Source organism: Pseudomonas sp. GD04058, from assembly GCF_029836855.1.
Lineage (GTDB): Bacteria > Pseudomonadota > Gammaproteobacteria > Pseudomonadales > Pseudomonadaceae > Aquipseudomonas > Aquipseudomonas bharatica.
Genome location: NZ_JAOECN010000005.1, coordinates 43,799 through 59,488, shown reverse-complemented (window position 1 = coordinate 59,488; position 15,690 = coordinate 43,799). Strand labels below are relative to the sequence as shown.

Annotated in this window: 14 protein-coding genes and 1 pseudogene; 13 read left to right on the top strand and 2 right to left on the bottom strand. The window is 65.0% G+C overall.

The features are described 5' to 3' along the window. Positions 1 to 150 precede the first annotated feature (150 nt). The 13 genes from N7650_RS06305 (at position 151) to N7650_RS06245 (ending at position 13,121) form a co-directional block, all read left to right on the top strand. Positions 151 to 2,487, top strand: coding sequence for a TonB-dependent siderophore receptor (locus N7650_RS06305; RefSeq protein ID WP_279897455.1), 2,337 nt, complete (start codon positions 151 to 153; stop codon positions 2,485 to 2,487). Then, complete coding sequence (locus N7650_RS06300) at positions 2,487 to 3,167, top strand: Fe2+-dependent dioxygenase (RefSeq protein ID WP_279897453.1); 681 nt, start codon at positions 2,487 to 2,489, stop codon at positions 3,165 to 3,167. Before N7650_RS06305 ends, N7650_RS06300 begins: the two co-directional genes overlap by 1 nt. 238 nt (positions 3,168 to 3,405) lie before the next feature. Beyond that, positions 3,406 to 4,491 (top strand): ABC transporter substrate-binding protein, encoded by a 1,086-nt coding sequence (locus N7650_RS06295; protein ID WP_009408077.1) that lies wholly within the window; start codon positions 3,406 to 3,408, stop codon positions 4,489 to 4,491. Continuing rightward, the gene (locus tag N7650_RS06290; RefSeq protein ID WP_009408078.1) at positions 4,488 to 5,549 is read left to right on the top strand and encodes an iron ABC transporter permease; all 1,062 of its coding nucleotides are present in this window, start codon (positions 4,488 to 4,490) and stop codon (positions 5,547 to 5,549) included. Before N7650_RS06295 ends, N7650_RS06290 begins: the two co-directional genes overlap by 4 nt. After that, the gene (locus tag N7650_RS06285) at positions 5,546 to 6,313 is read left to right on the top strand and encodes an ABC transporter ATP-binding protein (RefSeq protein ID WP_279897451.1); all 768 of its coding nucleotides are present in this window, start codon (positions 5,546 to 5,548) and stop codon (positions 6,311 to 6,313) included. Before N7650_RS06290 ends, N7650_RS06285 begins: the two co-directional genes overlap by 4 nt. 123 nt (positions 6,314 to 6,436) lie before the next feature. Further along, positions 6,437 to 7,063, top strand: coding sequence for a helix-turn-helix transcriptional regulator (locus tag N7650_RS06280; RefSeq protein WP_279897450.1), 627 nt, complete (start codon positions 6,437 to 6,439; stop codon positions 7,061 to 7,063). Positions 7,064 to 7,074: 11 nt separating this feature from the next. Next, a complete protein-coding gene (locus N7650_RS06275; RefSeq protein WP_009408081.1) occupies positions 7,075 to 7,884 on the top strand; it encodes a ubiquinol-cytochrome C chaperone family protein in 810 nt (269 codons plus the stop codon). Between the two features lie 29 nt (positions 7,885 to 7,913). Next, a complete protein-coding gene (locus N7650_RS06270; protein ID WP_279897449.1) occupies positions 7,914 to 8,057 on the top strand; it encodes a hypothetical protein in 144 nt (47 codons plus the stop codon). A 28-nt stretch (positions 8,058 to 8,085) separates the two neighbouring features. Next, positions 8,086 to 9,315: a hypothetical protein gene (locus N7650_RS06265; RefSeq protein WP_009408083.1), complete on the top strand. Its 1,230-nt coding sequence runs from the start codon at positions 8,086 to 8,088 to the stop codon at positions 9,313 to 9,315. Between the two features lie 53 nt (positions 9,316 to 9,368). Further along, positions 9,369 to 10,397, top strand: coding sequence for a radical SAM protein (locus N7650_RS06260; RefSeq protein WP_279897448.1), 1,029 nt, complete (start codon positions 9,369 to 9,371; stop codon positions 10,395 to 10,397). Further along, entirely contained in the window at positions 10,394 to 11,248 is an 855-nt protein-coding gene (locus N7650_RS06255) for a histidinol-phosphatase (protein ID WP_009408085.1), read from the top strand. Before N7650_RS06260 ends, N7650_RS06255 begins: the two co-directional genes overlap by 4 nt. Further along, positions 11,245 to 12,360 (top strand): hypothetical protein, encoded by a 1,116-nt coding sequence (locus tag N7650_RS06250; protein WP_279897446.1) that lies wholly within the window; start codon positions 11,245 to 11,247, stop codon positions 12,358 to 12,360. Before N7650_RS06255 ends, N7650_RS06250 begins: the two co-directional genes overlap by 4 nt. Then, positions 12,351 to 13,121: a glycosyltransferase gene (locus N7650_RS06245; protein WP_279897444.1), complete on the top strand. Its 771-nt coding sequence runs from the start codon at positions 12,351 to 12,353 to the stop codon at positions 13,119 to 13,121. Before N7650_RS06250 ends, N7650_RS06245 begins: the two co-directional genes overlap by 10 nt. A 148-nt stretch (positions 13,122 to 13,269) precedes the next feature. Here the strand turns inward: N7650_RS06245 and N7650_RS06240 are convergent. Beyond that, positions 13,270 to 14,094: pseudogene (locus N7650_RS06240) on the bottom strand (glycosyltransferase family 9 protein); the annotation flags it as partial. 135 nt (positions 14,095 to 14,229) lie between these two features. After that, positions 14,230 to 15,678, bottom strand: a complete 1,449-nt coding sequence (locus N7650_RS06235) for an amidase family protein (protein WP_279897442.1) — start codon at positions 15,676 to 15,678, stop codon at positions 14,230 to 14,232. Positions 15,679 to 15,690 lie beyond the last annotated feature (12 nt).

The following is a 15,690-nucleotide window of genomic DNA, read 5'->3' as shown; positions in this document are numbered from 1 at the left end:
TTTACACCGGGCGGACCAGGCAAATGTAATGGAATGTGTTGGAACCGACGGAAGAGGGTGAAGCATTACATTTGCGCAAGGAGTGCCGTCAGACGCATGGATAGAATCCGCCGATACAAATGCGACTGATTCAGTTTAAGGAAATCCCCGATGTCCTTCGCTCTCTCCCAGCGCTTGCCCGCTACCCTGGCGCCTGCTGTCGGCCTGGTGTTCAGCACCTGCCTGCCAGCGGCGCACGCCGATGACCTGGCACTCGAACTGCCGGCCACCAACGTCACCGGCAAGCAATCGGCCTACAAGGTCGATGAAGTCACCTCCAGCAAGATCACCACGCCGCTGCTGGATGCGCCACAAAGCATCACCGTGGTGCCCAAGGCTGTCCTGGAAGAGCAGAACGCCCAGAGCCTGCAGGATGTCCTGCGCAATGTGCCGGGCATCACCTTCATGTCCGGTGAGGGCAACCTTGGCTGGGGGGATCTGTTTTCCATCCGCGGTTTCGCCGCCGAGCAGAGCTTGACCGTCGACGGTGTGCGTGACGCCGGCATGTCCAGCCGCAACGACACCTTCAACCTGGAGCAGGCGGAAGTATTCAAGGGCACCGGTTCCGTGGAGTCCGGCGTGTCGGCGGTGGGCGGCAGCGTCAATCTGGTGAGCAAGCGCGCCCACCTCGGTGATTCCGGCCAGCTCTCCGCTGGCATTGGCTCCGACGAGTACAAGCGCCTGACCGCCGACGTCAATCGGCAACTCAACGAGACCACGGCGGTGCGGGTCAACCTGATGAAGCACTACAACGCCGTGTCCGAACGCGACGAGGTGGACTACGAACGCTGGGGCTTCGCCACGTCCGTGGGCTTCGGCCTGGGTACCGACACCCGGGTCTGGCTGGATGCCTTCTACCAGAAGGACAAGAACACCCCGGACGGCGGCGTGCCGATCCAGCGCGGCACCGATGGCAAGCGCATGCCTGGCGTGTCCCGCGACGCCTGGTACGGCGATTCCGACCTGTACACCCAGCGCACCGAAACCCGCTCCCTGACCGGCCTGGTCGAACACGACTTCAACGATGACGTGACCCTGCGCAACCAGTTGCGCTGGCAGCAGACCGACAACTGGGCGGTGCTGTCGCCGGCCCGCTTCGTCTCTGCCAATGCCGACGGCAGCCGCACCTGCACCGGCAGCCGTTGCGCCAGCCTTGGTTATGTCGGCCTCGGCCCGTTGAGCCCGGTCAATGGCATCAACGCCTACACCCAATACGCCAACAGCAACGGCACCGGCTACGGCATCCTGCGCGGCAGCGACTTCGGCCTGTCCAAGCGCTACGAGATCTTCGACAACCAGACCGACCTGCGTTTCAAGCTGGATACCGGCGGCATCCATCACGATGCGGTAACCGGCCTCGAGCTGTACCGCGAGTCCTACGGCGGCTTGCACAAGACCATGGAAGTGCCGGATGGCTCGATGTTCTTCGACCTGTCCGATCCAGCTCATCACTTTGCCTCGACCTACACCGACAAGGGTTATGGCGATCCGCGCAGCGTGGTGAAGAACGCCGCGATCTACGCATCCGACACCCTGACCCTCGATCCGCAATGGCAACTGCTGCTGGCCCTGCGTTACGACCGTTGGGAAGCCGAGAGTACTCGCGCCACCGGTAACAGCAGCAGCCGCGACGACGCCATCGGCGGGCGTGCCGGCGTGGTCTACAAGCCGCAGCCCAACGGCAGCCTCTATGTGTCCTACAGCGAGGCAGCGCAGCCTTCGGCGATTGGCGCTACCACCAACAACCAGATCTACGGCGCGGCCAGCGTCGAGGACTACAAGCCGGCCAGGTCCAGGACCTACGAGATCGGGACCAAGTGGGAGCTGTTCGATGACAGCCTGAACCTGACTGCCGCGATCTTCCGTACCGAGCTGGAAGACAGTTGGGAATACAGCGAAGGCGAAACCTCGCCAGTGCGGGCGCTGCCGGCCAAGCGCGTCGATGGCGTGGAGCTGGGTCTGCAAGGCGATATCACCGCGCGCTGGTCGGCCTACGCCGGCTTCTCGGCGCTGAAGAGCCGCCAGACCAAGGGTGCCAACAAGGGCGAGGAAGCCAAGAACGTTCCCGACCTGACCGCCAACCTGTGGACCAGCTACCAGCTCACCGACAGGCTCGGTGTCAGCTACGGCGCAGACTATGTGGGCCGGCGCCGCTACAGCGACAACAAGTATGTCGGTGGCCTGAACAACAACAGCAGCTACGCCAATGGCCCGTCCGGGGTGTACACCCTTTACACCCGGGACCACGAGAAGGCCCCGTCCTACTGGCTGCACAGTGTGGCCGCGCGCTACAAGGTGGACAGCCAGACCACGGTCAACCTCAACGTCAGTAACCTGTTCAACAAGTTCTACTACAGCCGCGTCGGCGCCTCGCTCGACGGCTTCCAGCTGTACGGCGTACCGGGTGCCGGCCGGACCCTGACCGCCAGCGTGGACTACAGCTTCTGATGCTGATCGAAATCGACCGGCTGTTCAGCGCCGCCGAGCTGGACGACCTGCGGCAACAACTGTTGGCGCAACCCTGGATCGACGGCAAGGCCACCGCTGGCGTGCAGTCGGCCCAGGCCAAGCGCAATCGCCAGCTCGACGAGGACAACCCGGTTGCCCGGCAACTGGGGGACCTGATCCTGCGGCGCCTCTCGGACAACCCGCTGTTCATGTCGGCGGCGTTGCCCAAGCGCATCTATCCGCCCTTGTTCAACCGTTATGGCGGCGGCGAAGGCTTCGGCTTCCACGTCGACAACGCCATTCGCGGCATCAAGGGCGTGCGCGAACGGGTGCGTACCGACCTCTCGGCGACCCTGTTCCTGGCCGAGCCGGACAGCTACGACGGCGGCGAGTTGGTGATCCGCGACACCTTTGGCGAGCGCAGCGTAAAGCTGCCGGCCGGGCACCTGGTGCTGTACCCGGGCAGCAGCCTGCACCGGGTCGAGCCGGTGACCCGTGGCGAGCGCATCGCTGCGTTCTTTTGGATCGAAAGCCTGGTGCGCGAGGACAGCCTGCGCAGCCTGCTACTGGACATGGACGTGGCGATCCAGCGCCTGAGCGGGCAGGGCGCCGACCAGGGCTCGCTGCTCGAATTGACCGGCGTCTACCACAACCTGCTGCGCCGCTGGGGCGATACCTGAAAGCGCCGCACCCGCCTGTAGGAGCTGGCTTGCTTGCGATGGAACGCGAAGCGGTCCCACAACCATCCAGCACGGATCGACGCCTTGTTCGATTACGGATTCGGCGCCTGCCAGACCGCAGTTATCCAGATATACGGCGTGGCAGGTTTTGGGACCGCTGACGCGCTCCATCGCAGGCAGCTCCTACAGGGGGCGGCGTGAGCCTGGCGAATTTTGTTTTTAACTGAGGAGGCTTTACGTGATCCGACTTCTATCCTGCTTGCTCCTGCTTCTCGGCCTGTGCCAAAGCGCCAGCGCCGTCGAAGTCACCGACGTGCTCGGACGCAAGGTCCAGGTCGAGCATGCGCCGCAACGCATTGTCCTCGGCGAGGGCCGGCTGTTCTTCGCCCTGGCCTTGCTTGACCGCGATAACCCGTTCCAGCGCGTAGTCGGCTGGCAGAACGATATGCGCCTGCTCGACCCGCACACCTACGAGGTCTACGCCAAGCTGTACCCGCAGATCACCAAGCTGCCTTTGATTGGCCAGGCCTCTGAACAGAGCGTCAGCGCCGAGCAGATCCTGGCCCTGAAACCCGACCTGGCGATCTTCAGCATCGCCGGCGAAGGCCCGACCCAGCACAGCCCGGTGGCCGACCTGCTGGAAAAGGCCGGGATCCCGGTGCTGTTCATCGATTTCCGCGTGCACCCGATCCGCAATACCCGGGTCAGCCTGGAAGCGCTGGGTACCTTGCTCGGCCGCGAAGCCCAGGCCCGGCAATACCTGAGCCTTTATGATCGCCATCTGGCGAAGATCACCGAGCGCGTGGCGGCCTTCAATGACATGCAACGGCCCAGGGTCTTCCTGGAACTGCTGCCGGGTGTCTGGCAGGCACCGGGGCATACCACCGGCAAGAGTGGCCTGGGCAGCGTGGTCGAGGCCGTCGGCGGACATAACATTGGTGCCGCCGTGGTTCCCGGCGCGCTGGGGGATGTCAGCGTCGAGTACGTGCTCAAGGCCGACCCGGACGTGTATATCGCCACCGGCAACCGCGCCCCCGGCGTGCTGCTGGGCGCAGGTGTGAGCGAGCAGACCGCCCGCGACAGCCTTGCGAAGATCACCGCACGTCCCGAGTTCGCGCCGTTGCGCCCGATCCAGGCCGGCCAGGCCCATGGCCTGTGGCATGACTTCTATAACTCGCCGTTCAATATCCTCGCGGTGGAAGCCCTGGCACGCTGGATCCACCCGCAGCAGTTCGCCGACCTGGACCCCCGGGCGACCATGGCCGAAATCAATGGACTGCTGAAGGTCGGCCTGGATGGTCAGTACTGGATCGACGCCCAATGACCGCCATGGCACAGGCGGGGGTGGCCCTGGCCACCCAGCGCTACCGTCGTCTGCTGTGGCGGCGGGCCGGGTTGGTGATCGGTCTGGCCCTGTTGCTCGGCCTGTCGGTCCTTGGTGACCTGGCCAGCGGCGCCTCGGGCATGGGCCTGGGGCGCTTGCTCGAGGGGATCTTCACCCCGTCGATGCTCAGCGCCACCGACCGGGTGATCATCTGGAACGTACGCCTGCCATATTCGCTGATGGCAGTGCTGGTGGGCGCCGCGCTGGCCCTGGCCGGTGCCGAGATGCAGGCGATCCTCGATAATCCGCTGGCCAGTCCCTTTACCCTCGGGGTGTCTTCGTCCGCAGCGCTGGGCGCGTCGCTGGCGATCGCCTATCCGCTGGGTGTTGCCTGGATCGAGCCGAGCGTGCAGATCACGGTCATGGCCTTCGTCTTTGCCTGCCTTTCGGTGCTGCTGTTGCAGGCCATGGCCCGTTTGCGCGGGGCAGGGGTGGAGAGCCTGGTGCTGTTCGGTATTGCCCTGGTGTTCAGTTGCAATGCGCTGGTCTCGCTGCTGCAACTGCTGGCTACCGAGGACGTGCTGCAACAACTGGTGTTCTGGACCCTCGGCAGCCTGGCACGGGCCGATTGGCAAAAACTGGGCATCCTGGCCGTGGTACTGGCCGTGCTCCTGCCGTTTTCCCTGCGCGCCGCACCGGCCCTGACCCTGTTGCGCCTGGGCGAGGACCGGGCGCGCAGTTTCGGCGTCGATACCAGGCGTCTGCGTCTCGCCTCGCTGTTGCGTATCAGCCTGCTCTCGGCCACGGCCGTGGCCTTCGTCGGCACCATCGGTTTCATCGGTCTGGTCGGGCCCCACATCGCCCGCCTGCTGGTGGGTGAAGACCAGCGTTTCCTGCTGCCGGCCAGTGCCCTTGTCGGTGCCTTGCTGCTATCGCTGTCGTCCATTGCCAGCAAGCTGATCCTGCCCGGCGTCATCGTGCCGGTGGGCATTGTCACGGCATTGGTCGGCGTACCGGTATTCGTGGTGTTGGTGTTCCGTCGGGGGAGAAAACCGTGAGCTTGTCGATCGACACACTGTCCGTCGCCTATGGCGCCCGTTCGGTCATCCGCGACCTGAGCCTGCCGGACCTGCCCGCCGGCAGCCTGGTCGCGCTGATCGGGCCCAATGGCGCGGGGAAATCCACTTTGCTGCGGGCCCTCGCCGGACTGGAGCGGATGAAGGGGCGGGTCAGCCTGGAGGGCGAGGACGTCTCGCGACTGAGCTTCGCCGAGCGGTCCCGGCGCCTGGCCTACATGCCACAACAACTGCCGCCGGGGATCGCCCTGGGAGTGCTGGAGAGCATCGTCGCCGCATTGCGCGTCAGTGGCAGCGAGGACCTGCTCGGCACTGCCTACGAGGCGTTGCGGCGACTGGGCATCGAGCACCTGGCGGAGTATCCCCTGGACAGTCTTTCCGGCGGGCAGCGTCAGTTGGTCGCCCTGGCCCAATTGCTGGCGCGCAACCCTCGGGTATTGCTGCTGGACGAGCCGACCAGTGCATTGGACCTGCATTACCAATTGCGGGTGATGGATGCCGTGCGCGAGCGGGTCCTGGAGCGTCGGTTGCTGGCAGTGGCCGTACTGCACGACATCAACCTGGCAGCGAGTCATGCCGACTGGCTGGTGGTGCTGCATCAGGGACAGGTGGTCGCCTGTGGAACACCCCAGGAGGTACTGGAGCCGGGAATACTGGCCCGTGTCTACGGGGTCGAGGCACGGGTCGAGCGCTGCTCCCGGAACAGGCTGCAGGTGCTGGTGGATCGGGCTCTGGCCGTTGACTGAACTATAGGGTGGATCATGCGAGCTCCAGTCAATTAATAGCATGGAGTGCATGTGATCCATTTTGTTTATCGAATAGGGCCGCTCGCGGTTAAAGTGCCACCATCTAATGGCGAGATGATGGCGATGAACACCGGCAACTCAAAACTCCCACCTGATTCCCTGGGCCAATACTTCAGTCGCAACCTGTCCGCCGTGCTCGCCGTGGCCGGCGCGCAGCGCGAGACCGAGCGTGACCCCGATGCTCCCGGTCCGTTTTCCTCGGTACAGATGCAACGCGATACCGGAATCGCCCGCAGCACGCTCCGCGCCCTGAAAACCCCTGCGGCCAACCCGGACCTCGATACCCTCGACCGGCTCGCCGAGGCCCTGGGCGTACCGCCGGCTTTTCTGCTGATGCGTCCCCAGGACTGGTCGCTTCTGGCCAATGCCGTGAGCAACAGCGAGTACTACCTGGCTGCGGCCCACAAGCTCGAGGAAGAAGAGCGTTTGCAGGCGAGCAATCCGGTGGTCAAGGTCCTGCGCGAGTGCAAGGTCCATCCTGACCAGCGCCCCTGGGGCCTTGGCGCCTCACCGGAAGTTGCCCGTCTTTTGGCCCGCGACGAGTGGCGCCGACGCGCCAGCCACACGCTCGATGCCCTGATGCTGCGCGAAATATCGAATCCCGCTACACGCAAGGTCCTGGCCGCCATCGCCGGTGCGTTGGTCGGCCAGAACACTCCGCACGACCCTTCCTGCACCCCGCAATCCTGAGGAACCCGACAATGCCGATCATCCACGATCCCGATCTTGCCGATGTCTTGATGAGTGCCAGCAGCGACGATGTCGGCCTGCTGATCGATGTAATCACCGATAGCGGCAAGGGCCGGATTTCCCTGTCCTCGTCGGTGTGTCGACAACTGACCGCCGCCAAGGAATGCGGTGCCGACGAAACCGCTCGGGGGATCCTGGCCGAGGAGCTTACCCGCTTTGGCGGCAACTCGCTGGTCAACCTGTTCCGCGGCGGCAGTGGCGTGGCCTACCGCGAACTGCTGTCCGACGTGGCCGGCCACGTGGGGGCCGAGGCCAAGGCGAAAACCTCCTGCGCGGAAATGGAGATGGCGGTCATTACCAAGGTTTTCGCACAGTCCCTGGAAAAAATGAGCGAGCAGGACCGCAGCACCCTGTTCGAGTCCCTCGGTGGCATGAGCTACCGCCCCGGCATGGGGCCAGCAGCCCTGGCAGCCGGACTCGCGTCGCTGGGCAGCTCGGGCGTGGCCTCCTACAACCTGGCGGCGGTGGTGGCCAGCGCGACCATGACCAGCCTCCTCGGACGCGGCGTGATGCTGGCCGGCTCCAGTACCCTGGGGCGCGGTCTGGCGGTACTGGCCGGCCCGCTCGGCTGGGCCATCACCGGCATCTGGACCGCCTTCGACCTGGCCAGCCCGGCCTACCGGGTCACCGTGCCCTGCGTGATCCAGATCGGCCATATGCGCCAGAAGATGATGCTCAAGTCCACCTGTCCCGGCTGCCACGCGGAGGTCGCGACCGATGCCAATTTCTGCGGCAAATGCGGTATGCGCCTGGGCGCCTGATACCGCGATCAACAGCAAGGAGCCTGACTATGAACCCGGTGATTTCCCCGCTTGAGTTTCTCCTGACCAATGTCATCTGCTTCGCCGCCGGCGCAGCGACGGTGGTCGCCCTGAACCTGGCGGCCAAGGCCGTGCATGCCTCGGGCAAGTGCGCCGCGCAGCCCGCGTCCTGAGCCAACGGATCGAACAGGAGTGACGATCATGTACAAAAACCATCATGCCCAGCGCCTGGCTTCCCTCAAGCGCGAGGCCGAGCAGAAAGCCTCGAATATCCAGCACCTGCAGGCCGAGATCGACTGGTTCGACAGCTTCGACCAGGAAACCAATCATTCCCGCCTGGCCAAGGTGCAGCGCGACGGACAGGTGCTGCGCGAGCAACTCGCCCAGGTCGAGGCCGGCCTGAGCGCCGCCCGCAGTGAGCTGACCCAGGCCCGCGGTACCGCAGAGGCGGGCTGGTCGCCGCTGCACTGGTTCTCCAGCGAGCGTAGCGTTGCCAAGCGCCAGGTCGACACGGTGGAGGTTCGCCTGCGCCAGCTGGAGCAGCGACGCAAAGGCCTGGCCAGCGGCCTGGACGACAGCGAGCGCCTGGAGCTGCGCTTGCTGGCCGATCTGCAGCGCTACCGTGCATTCGATTCGCTGCAGGCCAGATCCACGATCGTCCTGATGAGCGAGGAACTGCATCGCCTGCAGGGTGTTAGCGAAGAGGTCCGTCAGGCCAGCGAACGCTGGGAAGCGGCGGCGGGCGAAGTGTTCCGCTACTGGAAAACCGCCCATGACCAGTTGCAGGCCCTGGAAACCGATATCGTCGATGCCGAGTGCTATATCGATGCGCTGGCCAATGCGGCAACAGGGCGCGAGCGGGCCATTATTCATGCCCGCTGCGAGGAGCGCTTCGGCAATGGTCAGGGCAGCCCGGACCGGGTCCTCAGGGATCGCCAGGGCCAGCAGCGAAAGCTGTTGCGCGACGAAGAAAAGCTCAAGCGCCGCCTGCGCGATATCGTCCGTCTGCTGGACAACGAAATCCGCAACCTGGTGGTGGATGGCAACAACCTTTGCTACTTCAACGAAGAGGGCGGCAAGCAGCGTTTCATCGGGCTGGATGCGCTGCGCGCGCTGATTCCCCGACTGGCCTTGAACTACGGTGTCACCCTGGTGTTCGACCCGGGCATCCGTAGCCAGCTCGGCCTTACTGACAGCGCGTTGCAGTCGGCTTTTCCTCAGGCTCGGGTGCTGGTCATGCCACGCACGGTCGGTGCGGACCATCCGGTCCTGGCAGCGGCCGAGTTCGATGCCGAGACCTACGTCATCAGCAACGACCACTTCGGCGAGTTTCCCGACATGGCGGTCGTCCGCGAGCAGCGGGTGCTGCATGCACTGCTGCACCGTGACTCGGTGCAGGTCCCGCAGCTCCAGGTGCTGGTGCCTTGCTGAATTCCCTCATCATCCCGCCTGCGCCAGCCGCAGGCCCTAACGAGTCAGACAAGATGGATCTGCAAGGACACCTGCTGTACATCGATATCACCCAGATTTGCGGGATTGGCTGCGCTTTCTGCATGTATGCCGACAAGCACAGATCGGGCATGAGCATGGAGTTGTCGACCCTGGCCCGGAGCAACCTTGCGGCGTTGATCAATGCGCCCGAGGTCAAGCGCATCTCCATCAGCGGCGAGGGCGAGCCATTGAACAACGCCCGGGTCTTCCACGAGATCCTCGAACTTTCCGAGGGCGGCAAAGCCTTCGAATTCATCACCAGCGGCTTCTTCCCCCACGACAGGATGGCGGCGTTCTACGACACTACCAATCGCATCGTGGTCGGCAACGGCGACACTTGCAATATCCGCCTCAGCTCGGACAGCCACCACATCGCCCAGGTCAAATGGCGGGCCCATGGTTTCAGCCTCGATTACCTGCGCAAGCAGCAGCCGGCCGGACTGAGCTTTTCGTTCCGCTCGATCGACACCGATCGCCGCTTCACCCGCGACTTCCTGGTGGACGAGCTGGCCCGCTGGGGGCTCGAGGCAACCGTGGTTTCGCGCAACGAGCTGGAGGATGTGCTGCAGGTTGGCGAGCTGCGTTTCGGCATCGACTACAAGAACCTGGTCCATCCAGCGGCGGACACGCCGCCCGGTTACCTGGACCTGCACGGCTACATCGAGGCCATCGAGGCCAAGGTCAACAAGCGCTTCACCCTCGGCAGCCTCAATCCGCCGCCCCAGGCCAACGGCATGGACCTGACGGTGAAGCCCAACGGCGATGTGTACCTGTATGGCATCGAGCACCAGCGCCTGGGCAATATCCATTTCGACCGGATCCGCTGGGAGCACCTGGCCACCCATATCCGCGAAACGCCATTGGTCCGGGCGCTGTACAGCCAGCCGCTGAAGGAACTGCTGGCGCGGCTCGACGGTCTGGAACCGGTACACGCCATCCTGCGCAAGGCGAACAACCCGTACTGGCTGGTGAGGGAGCTGGCCCACCACGATGGCCTTCTGGAACGCATGGTGCCCGCATGATCGACTCCCATAGCCACACGTTCTACTCCAAGCACGCCGTGGGCACCGTGGATGAACTGGTGCGCGCCTCCATTGCTGCCGGGGTGAAGATCCTTACCATCACCGACCATGCGCCGTTCACGGTTGACCGCGACAACCGCTTGCTGGAGTCCGAACTGGACCGCTATTTCGCCGATATCGAGCGGGCGCGCCAGGCTTACCAGGGGCAGATCCGCATCCTGCGCGGCCTGGAGTTCGACCATATGCCGGGTGCGCAGGCCTATAACCGCGGCCTGCTGGATCGCTACGACCTGGACTTCGCCATCGGCTCGATCCACTACGTCGAGTTGCCCGGAGAGCCTTTGGCCAAGGTCTGGGAATTGCCACGGCTGGCCGGCAAGGCCTTTCTCGACCGCTATTTCGCGCACTTGCACGAGCTGCTGGAATGCGGGCTATTCGATGCCGTGGGGCATGCCGACACGCTTCTGCGTGCAGTGCCCGAGGACGAGGTGCAGCGCCGCATGGAGCCGTTGCTGCCGCTGTTCGCCAGGCATGGCGTGGCCTATGAGCTGAATGCCTCGGGCCTGCGCAAGTCCAGCCTGGCGCCGGGTTCGAGCACGGAGGTGCAGGGTGTGTGGAACTACCCGTCACGTGGGATCCTACCGCAACTGATTGCCAGCGGCGCAGCCTTCACCATTGGCTCCGATGCCCATGATCCGGCAGACGCCGGGGCTGGTATCCGCCCATTGCTGGATGAACTGCGGCCCCTGGGGCTGGAGCGCGTCTGTTATTTCGAAGGGCGGCGACGCATCGACCTGCCCCTGGATTTTTTCAACCCGGCGCCTGCCACCGGAACAAGGACTGTCCTGTGACTCATCCCGTAAACGACTGGAAAACCTTCGCAGCCGCGCCAGCCCGCGAAAAACTGGCGCGTTACGAAGAAGCCCTGGTCTGGCCCAGCCCGCATGATGTCAATGGCGGCTTGCGGGCCTTCGCCAGCGACTTGCTGGAGCAGGGCCTGATCGATATGGACGGCTATGTCGCGGTGTTCGGCGGCCATGCCCTGAACTACCTGGGTCCTGATAGCGCGGGTGGCTTCCGGCACATGGCCAGCGGCGAGGATGCGGCGCCGCTGGCGGCCATCTACAGCCGTGCCAAGTACGGCAGCCTGGCCGATATCCGCCACCTGGCCGACCTGCTGATCGACTACCTGACGCAGCAGCTTGACGACCCTGGCTCGCATTGGTCACGGCTGTTCCACCAGGCACGGGCCGAGGATGAAAACGTGGTGTTGATGACCACCGGCTGGCGCAATGTGCCGTCCACGGCCAACGTGCTCTACGACCTGGTGGTGGAGGAGATCAACCTGCAGTTGGCGCACCGGGACTTGCCCACCGTGATCAACGTCAAGTTGCCGCGCATCGCGCCGCCCTGCGAGAACTACGCGAGCCTGAGCACCGAGGAGCGCGAGCGGGTCAACCTGGTGCAGGACCATGTGATCCCGGCGGAGAATTTCTACCGCTGGAGCGGGGTGCATGTGATCTTCGGCGACGATGTACTGGTGACGGGCTCGACCGCCGACAAGGTCCTGCGCGAATCCCTGCTGGCCGGCGCCCGCTCTTTCCAGGCGCTGTACCCGGTGGCCATCGACCCGCGTGTCGCCCTGCGCGACGCCACCGTCGAGGAGCGCCTGAACATGCAGGTCATCAGCCGTTGCCTGGATGACAACCTGGTCCGCCTGCTGGGCAACCCGGACTACCAGCCGATCCTGCGCACCCTGCGCTTGCTGTTCTCGGCCAGCAACTACCCGCAGTTGCCGGCGTTCCTGCCAAGGGTGCCGGTTGGCGCCTGGCTGCGCCTGTACAAGGCCGCGCTGGGCAACGAGTTCCTGCGCCAGGCCGAGTGCCGGCCATCGTTGCTGTTGCTGCGGCACTATCTCACCGAAGCGGGCGCGTTGGACGCCAACGGCATGTCATGTCGTTGAACTACGTCAGCTATTGGGAAACAGCCGTCGGGCAGTGCATGCCGCCGTGGATCGCGCTGGCCCTGGTGTCCCTTCGACGCGCGTTGGGCGAGCGCTTCACCTTGCTGAACCCGGACAGCGTTCAGCAACGGGTCGACCCGGCGATCCTGTCTCGCACCTGGGGCTTCGAGCCGCTGGCCTTCAGCATGGACAAGGGCATCGAGGCCATCGTGGCGAAAAGCGACTTCATCCGCATGGCTTATGTGCATGAACACGGTGGTGTGTGGATCGATGCCGACAGCCTGCTGTTGCGCGATCCCACCCCGGTTTTGTTCCCTCGCGGCCTGGGCAGGCGCCTGCACTGGCACAGCGAATGCCTGTTCGCTGCGCGACCGGGCAATCCGCTGCTGGCCGAGGCGCTGGGTGCCGGGCTGGCGCGGCAGATCCACGCCTGGGGCAATCCGGGCGGGATCAAGGACATCGTTGCCCGGCATCCGCAGGCGCTGGTGCCGATTCCTGCAAGCCTGTTCGATCCGGGATACCGGCCGCTGTACAACTTCGCCGGGTGCGAAGTAATGCGGCGCACGGACATCGCAGTGGAAGACTTCCTGCGCCGGGATGTGAGTGCGCTCAAGCTTTACAACACCTGGTTCAAGCGCACGGCGGTGAAGGAGCAGTCAGTGGAGGAGTTTCTCGATGGCGGGACCCTGCTGGCCCGGTTGTTCCTGCATATCGAGAAGGACCGTGGTTATTGGTTGGGAGAGAGCGAGGGGCTGGGGTAATGGTCACCTGGGGCATTATCGCAGCCAGGCTGCCGAGTACCTCGGCATCGCTGAACGCATTCATGTCCTTGCGTCCGCTACGCTGGTAATGTCCGGGGTCCTGGCGGCTGAAGACCACCCGGACCAAAGGCGACCCGGGTGGCAACCACGGATTGAAGGCATCTCCCGTCAACGGATAGATCGCCACCAGCGGCACCTGCAGGCCCACCGCAATGTGCACGATCGCAGTATCGACGCTCACGACTGCGAGCGCCTGCTGGATCGCGCCGGCGACAAGCTGCGGGGTATCGAGTTCGATCATTGCCCGTACCCTGCAGCACGCGACGGCATCAGCCAACCGCGCCGCCTCGGTACGGGTTTGCGGACTGCACAGGATGCCGATGGCAACGTCCGGCCAGGCGTCGGCCAGGGCTCGTGCCAGCGCCAGCGCCCTGTCGAAGCCGAGGCTCTTGTCTGCACGGCTGGCATAGGGATTGAACAACACCCGCACACTACCGTCATCAACCGGCCGCTTTGGCAGCGGCACGACGTAGCGCCGGTCGATCCCGCAAGCACCCAGGTCGGCCAGGACCCGGGCGAAACGCTCGGCTACCGGCAACTGCGCAGTGGCGCTACCCAGCTTGCGGTTGACGCAACGCAGCGGGTCATCCAGCGAGTAGACCCGGACCGGTTGCAGCAGGCGGATGAACAGCAGCTCCGCCGGCTGGATACGTTCGACCAGGTGCACAAGGGCATCCACGGGGCCGAGTTCCCGCGCCAGGGCCACAAGTCGCCTGAGCGAGGGCTTTGCCTCTATCGTGATGACTCGCTCGACGCCGAGATCGATGCGGTGCAGATCCACCAGTTCCGCCACCGTCAGCACCGTGACACGTGCCCCCAGCTTGCGTGCCTCGCGGAAGAAGAACGACGAGACGATGGCATCGCCCAGCTTGGCATCCCAGCGCGGAACCACGATGTGCAAGGGCTGGCGCATCTCGCGCCGGGGCAGGCTGCGGTCGGCGACAACGCGCAGCAGCCAGCGGGCAAGGTTCTTGCGGGTGCTTGAGGTGAAGTGCATGGATGCGGACTCAAGGAACAGGCCCGCGATGGTAGTGATTGCCCATCCTCGTTACCAGCCTGCAATCTCCCGGGCGTTGACCAGCGGTACCCTGTCACGCCACGGCTGTACACGCTCCAACTGCGCCGCCAGCCCCAGCAATGTCCCTTCCTCGGCAAAGCGCCCGGCAAAATGCGCCCCGATCGGCAATCCTTCCGGCGTCCAGTACAGCGGCACCGACATCGCCGGCTGGCCGCTGGCATTGAACAGCGCGGTGAACGGCGAATAGCTGTGGAAGTCATCGATCAAGGTGGCGAGATCGAGGCTGTCGTCGAAGCGGTCGAGACTGCCGATCAGCGGCGGCTCGCGGGTCAAGGTCGGCGTCAGGATCAGGTCGTAGTCCTGCAGAAAGCCGGCAAGCTGCCGCCCCAGCGCATGAATCCCTGCCACCGCCGCCGAATACTGCGCACCACTGATCCCGCCTTTTTCCCGCAGGATGATCCGCGTTCGCGGCTCCAGTTCTTCCAGCGCCACGGGCCGGCCGCGCAGCTCACCCAGCAGGTCGACATAGCTGCGGGTACTGGCCCCGATCACATCGAACACCTGGTCGAGAAACGCCAGGGGCTGCACCGGCAACTGCGCCGGTTCGACCCTATGGCCGAGTGATTCGCACAAGCGCGCGGCATGCCGTACCGCCGCCAGGGCTTGCGGGCTGCTGGTCCAGGGTGCCAGGTGCTCCACCAGGGCGATGCGCAACGGCCGCAGCGGCTGGTGCAGGGTGTCGACGAAGGGCATGTCCTGCCAGGGCGCGGCATAAGGCGCGCCGAGATCCGCGCCGGCGGTGATATCCAGCAAGGCGGCGCTGTCGCGCACCGACAGGGTGATCGCATGGGGTGTGCCCATCCCGGCCCAGCCTTCACCCACCAGCGGACCGCTGGGCATGCGCCCGCGACTGGGCTTGAGCCCGAACACGCCGCAGCAGGAGGCCGGCACGCGCAACGAGCCGCCGCCATCGTTGCCATGGGCGAAGGGCACCACCCGCGCCGCGACCAGCGCTGCCGCACCGCCACTGGAGCCGCCGGCGCTGCGCCGGGTATCCCACGGATTGCGGGTGGCGCCGAAACGGGTCGATTCGGTGGTGTAGGACGTGCCGAACTCTGGCGAGGTGCTGGTCCCGATAAACTGGCAACCGGCCTCGCGCAGGCGGCCGACCAGCGCATCGTCGAGACCCGGGCGCGCTTCGCCCAGCGCCAGGGAGCCGTTGCTCATCCGCGCCTCGCGCAGGGGCGAGAACAGGTCCTTGACCAGGGTCGGCACGCCAGAGAACGCTCCGTCCACGGGGGCTGCGCAGCGGGCGCTGTCATAGAGCCTTTCGGCGACAGCGTTGAGTTGCGGTTCGACCTGTTCGAGGCGGGCTATGGCAGCCTCCAGCAGTTCCTCGCGGCTGATCTCTCGATCATGGATCAGACCGGCCAGGCCGGTGGCGTCGTGTTGGTCCATCAGGGCTTGAATGTCGTGCATGGTGATGTCCGG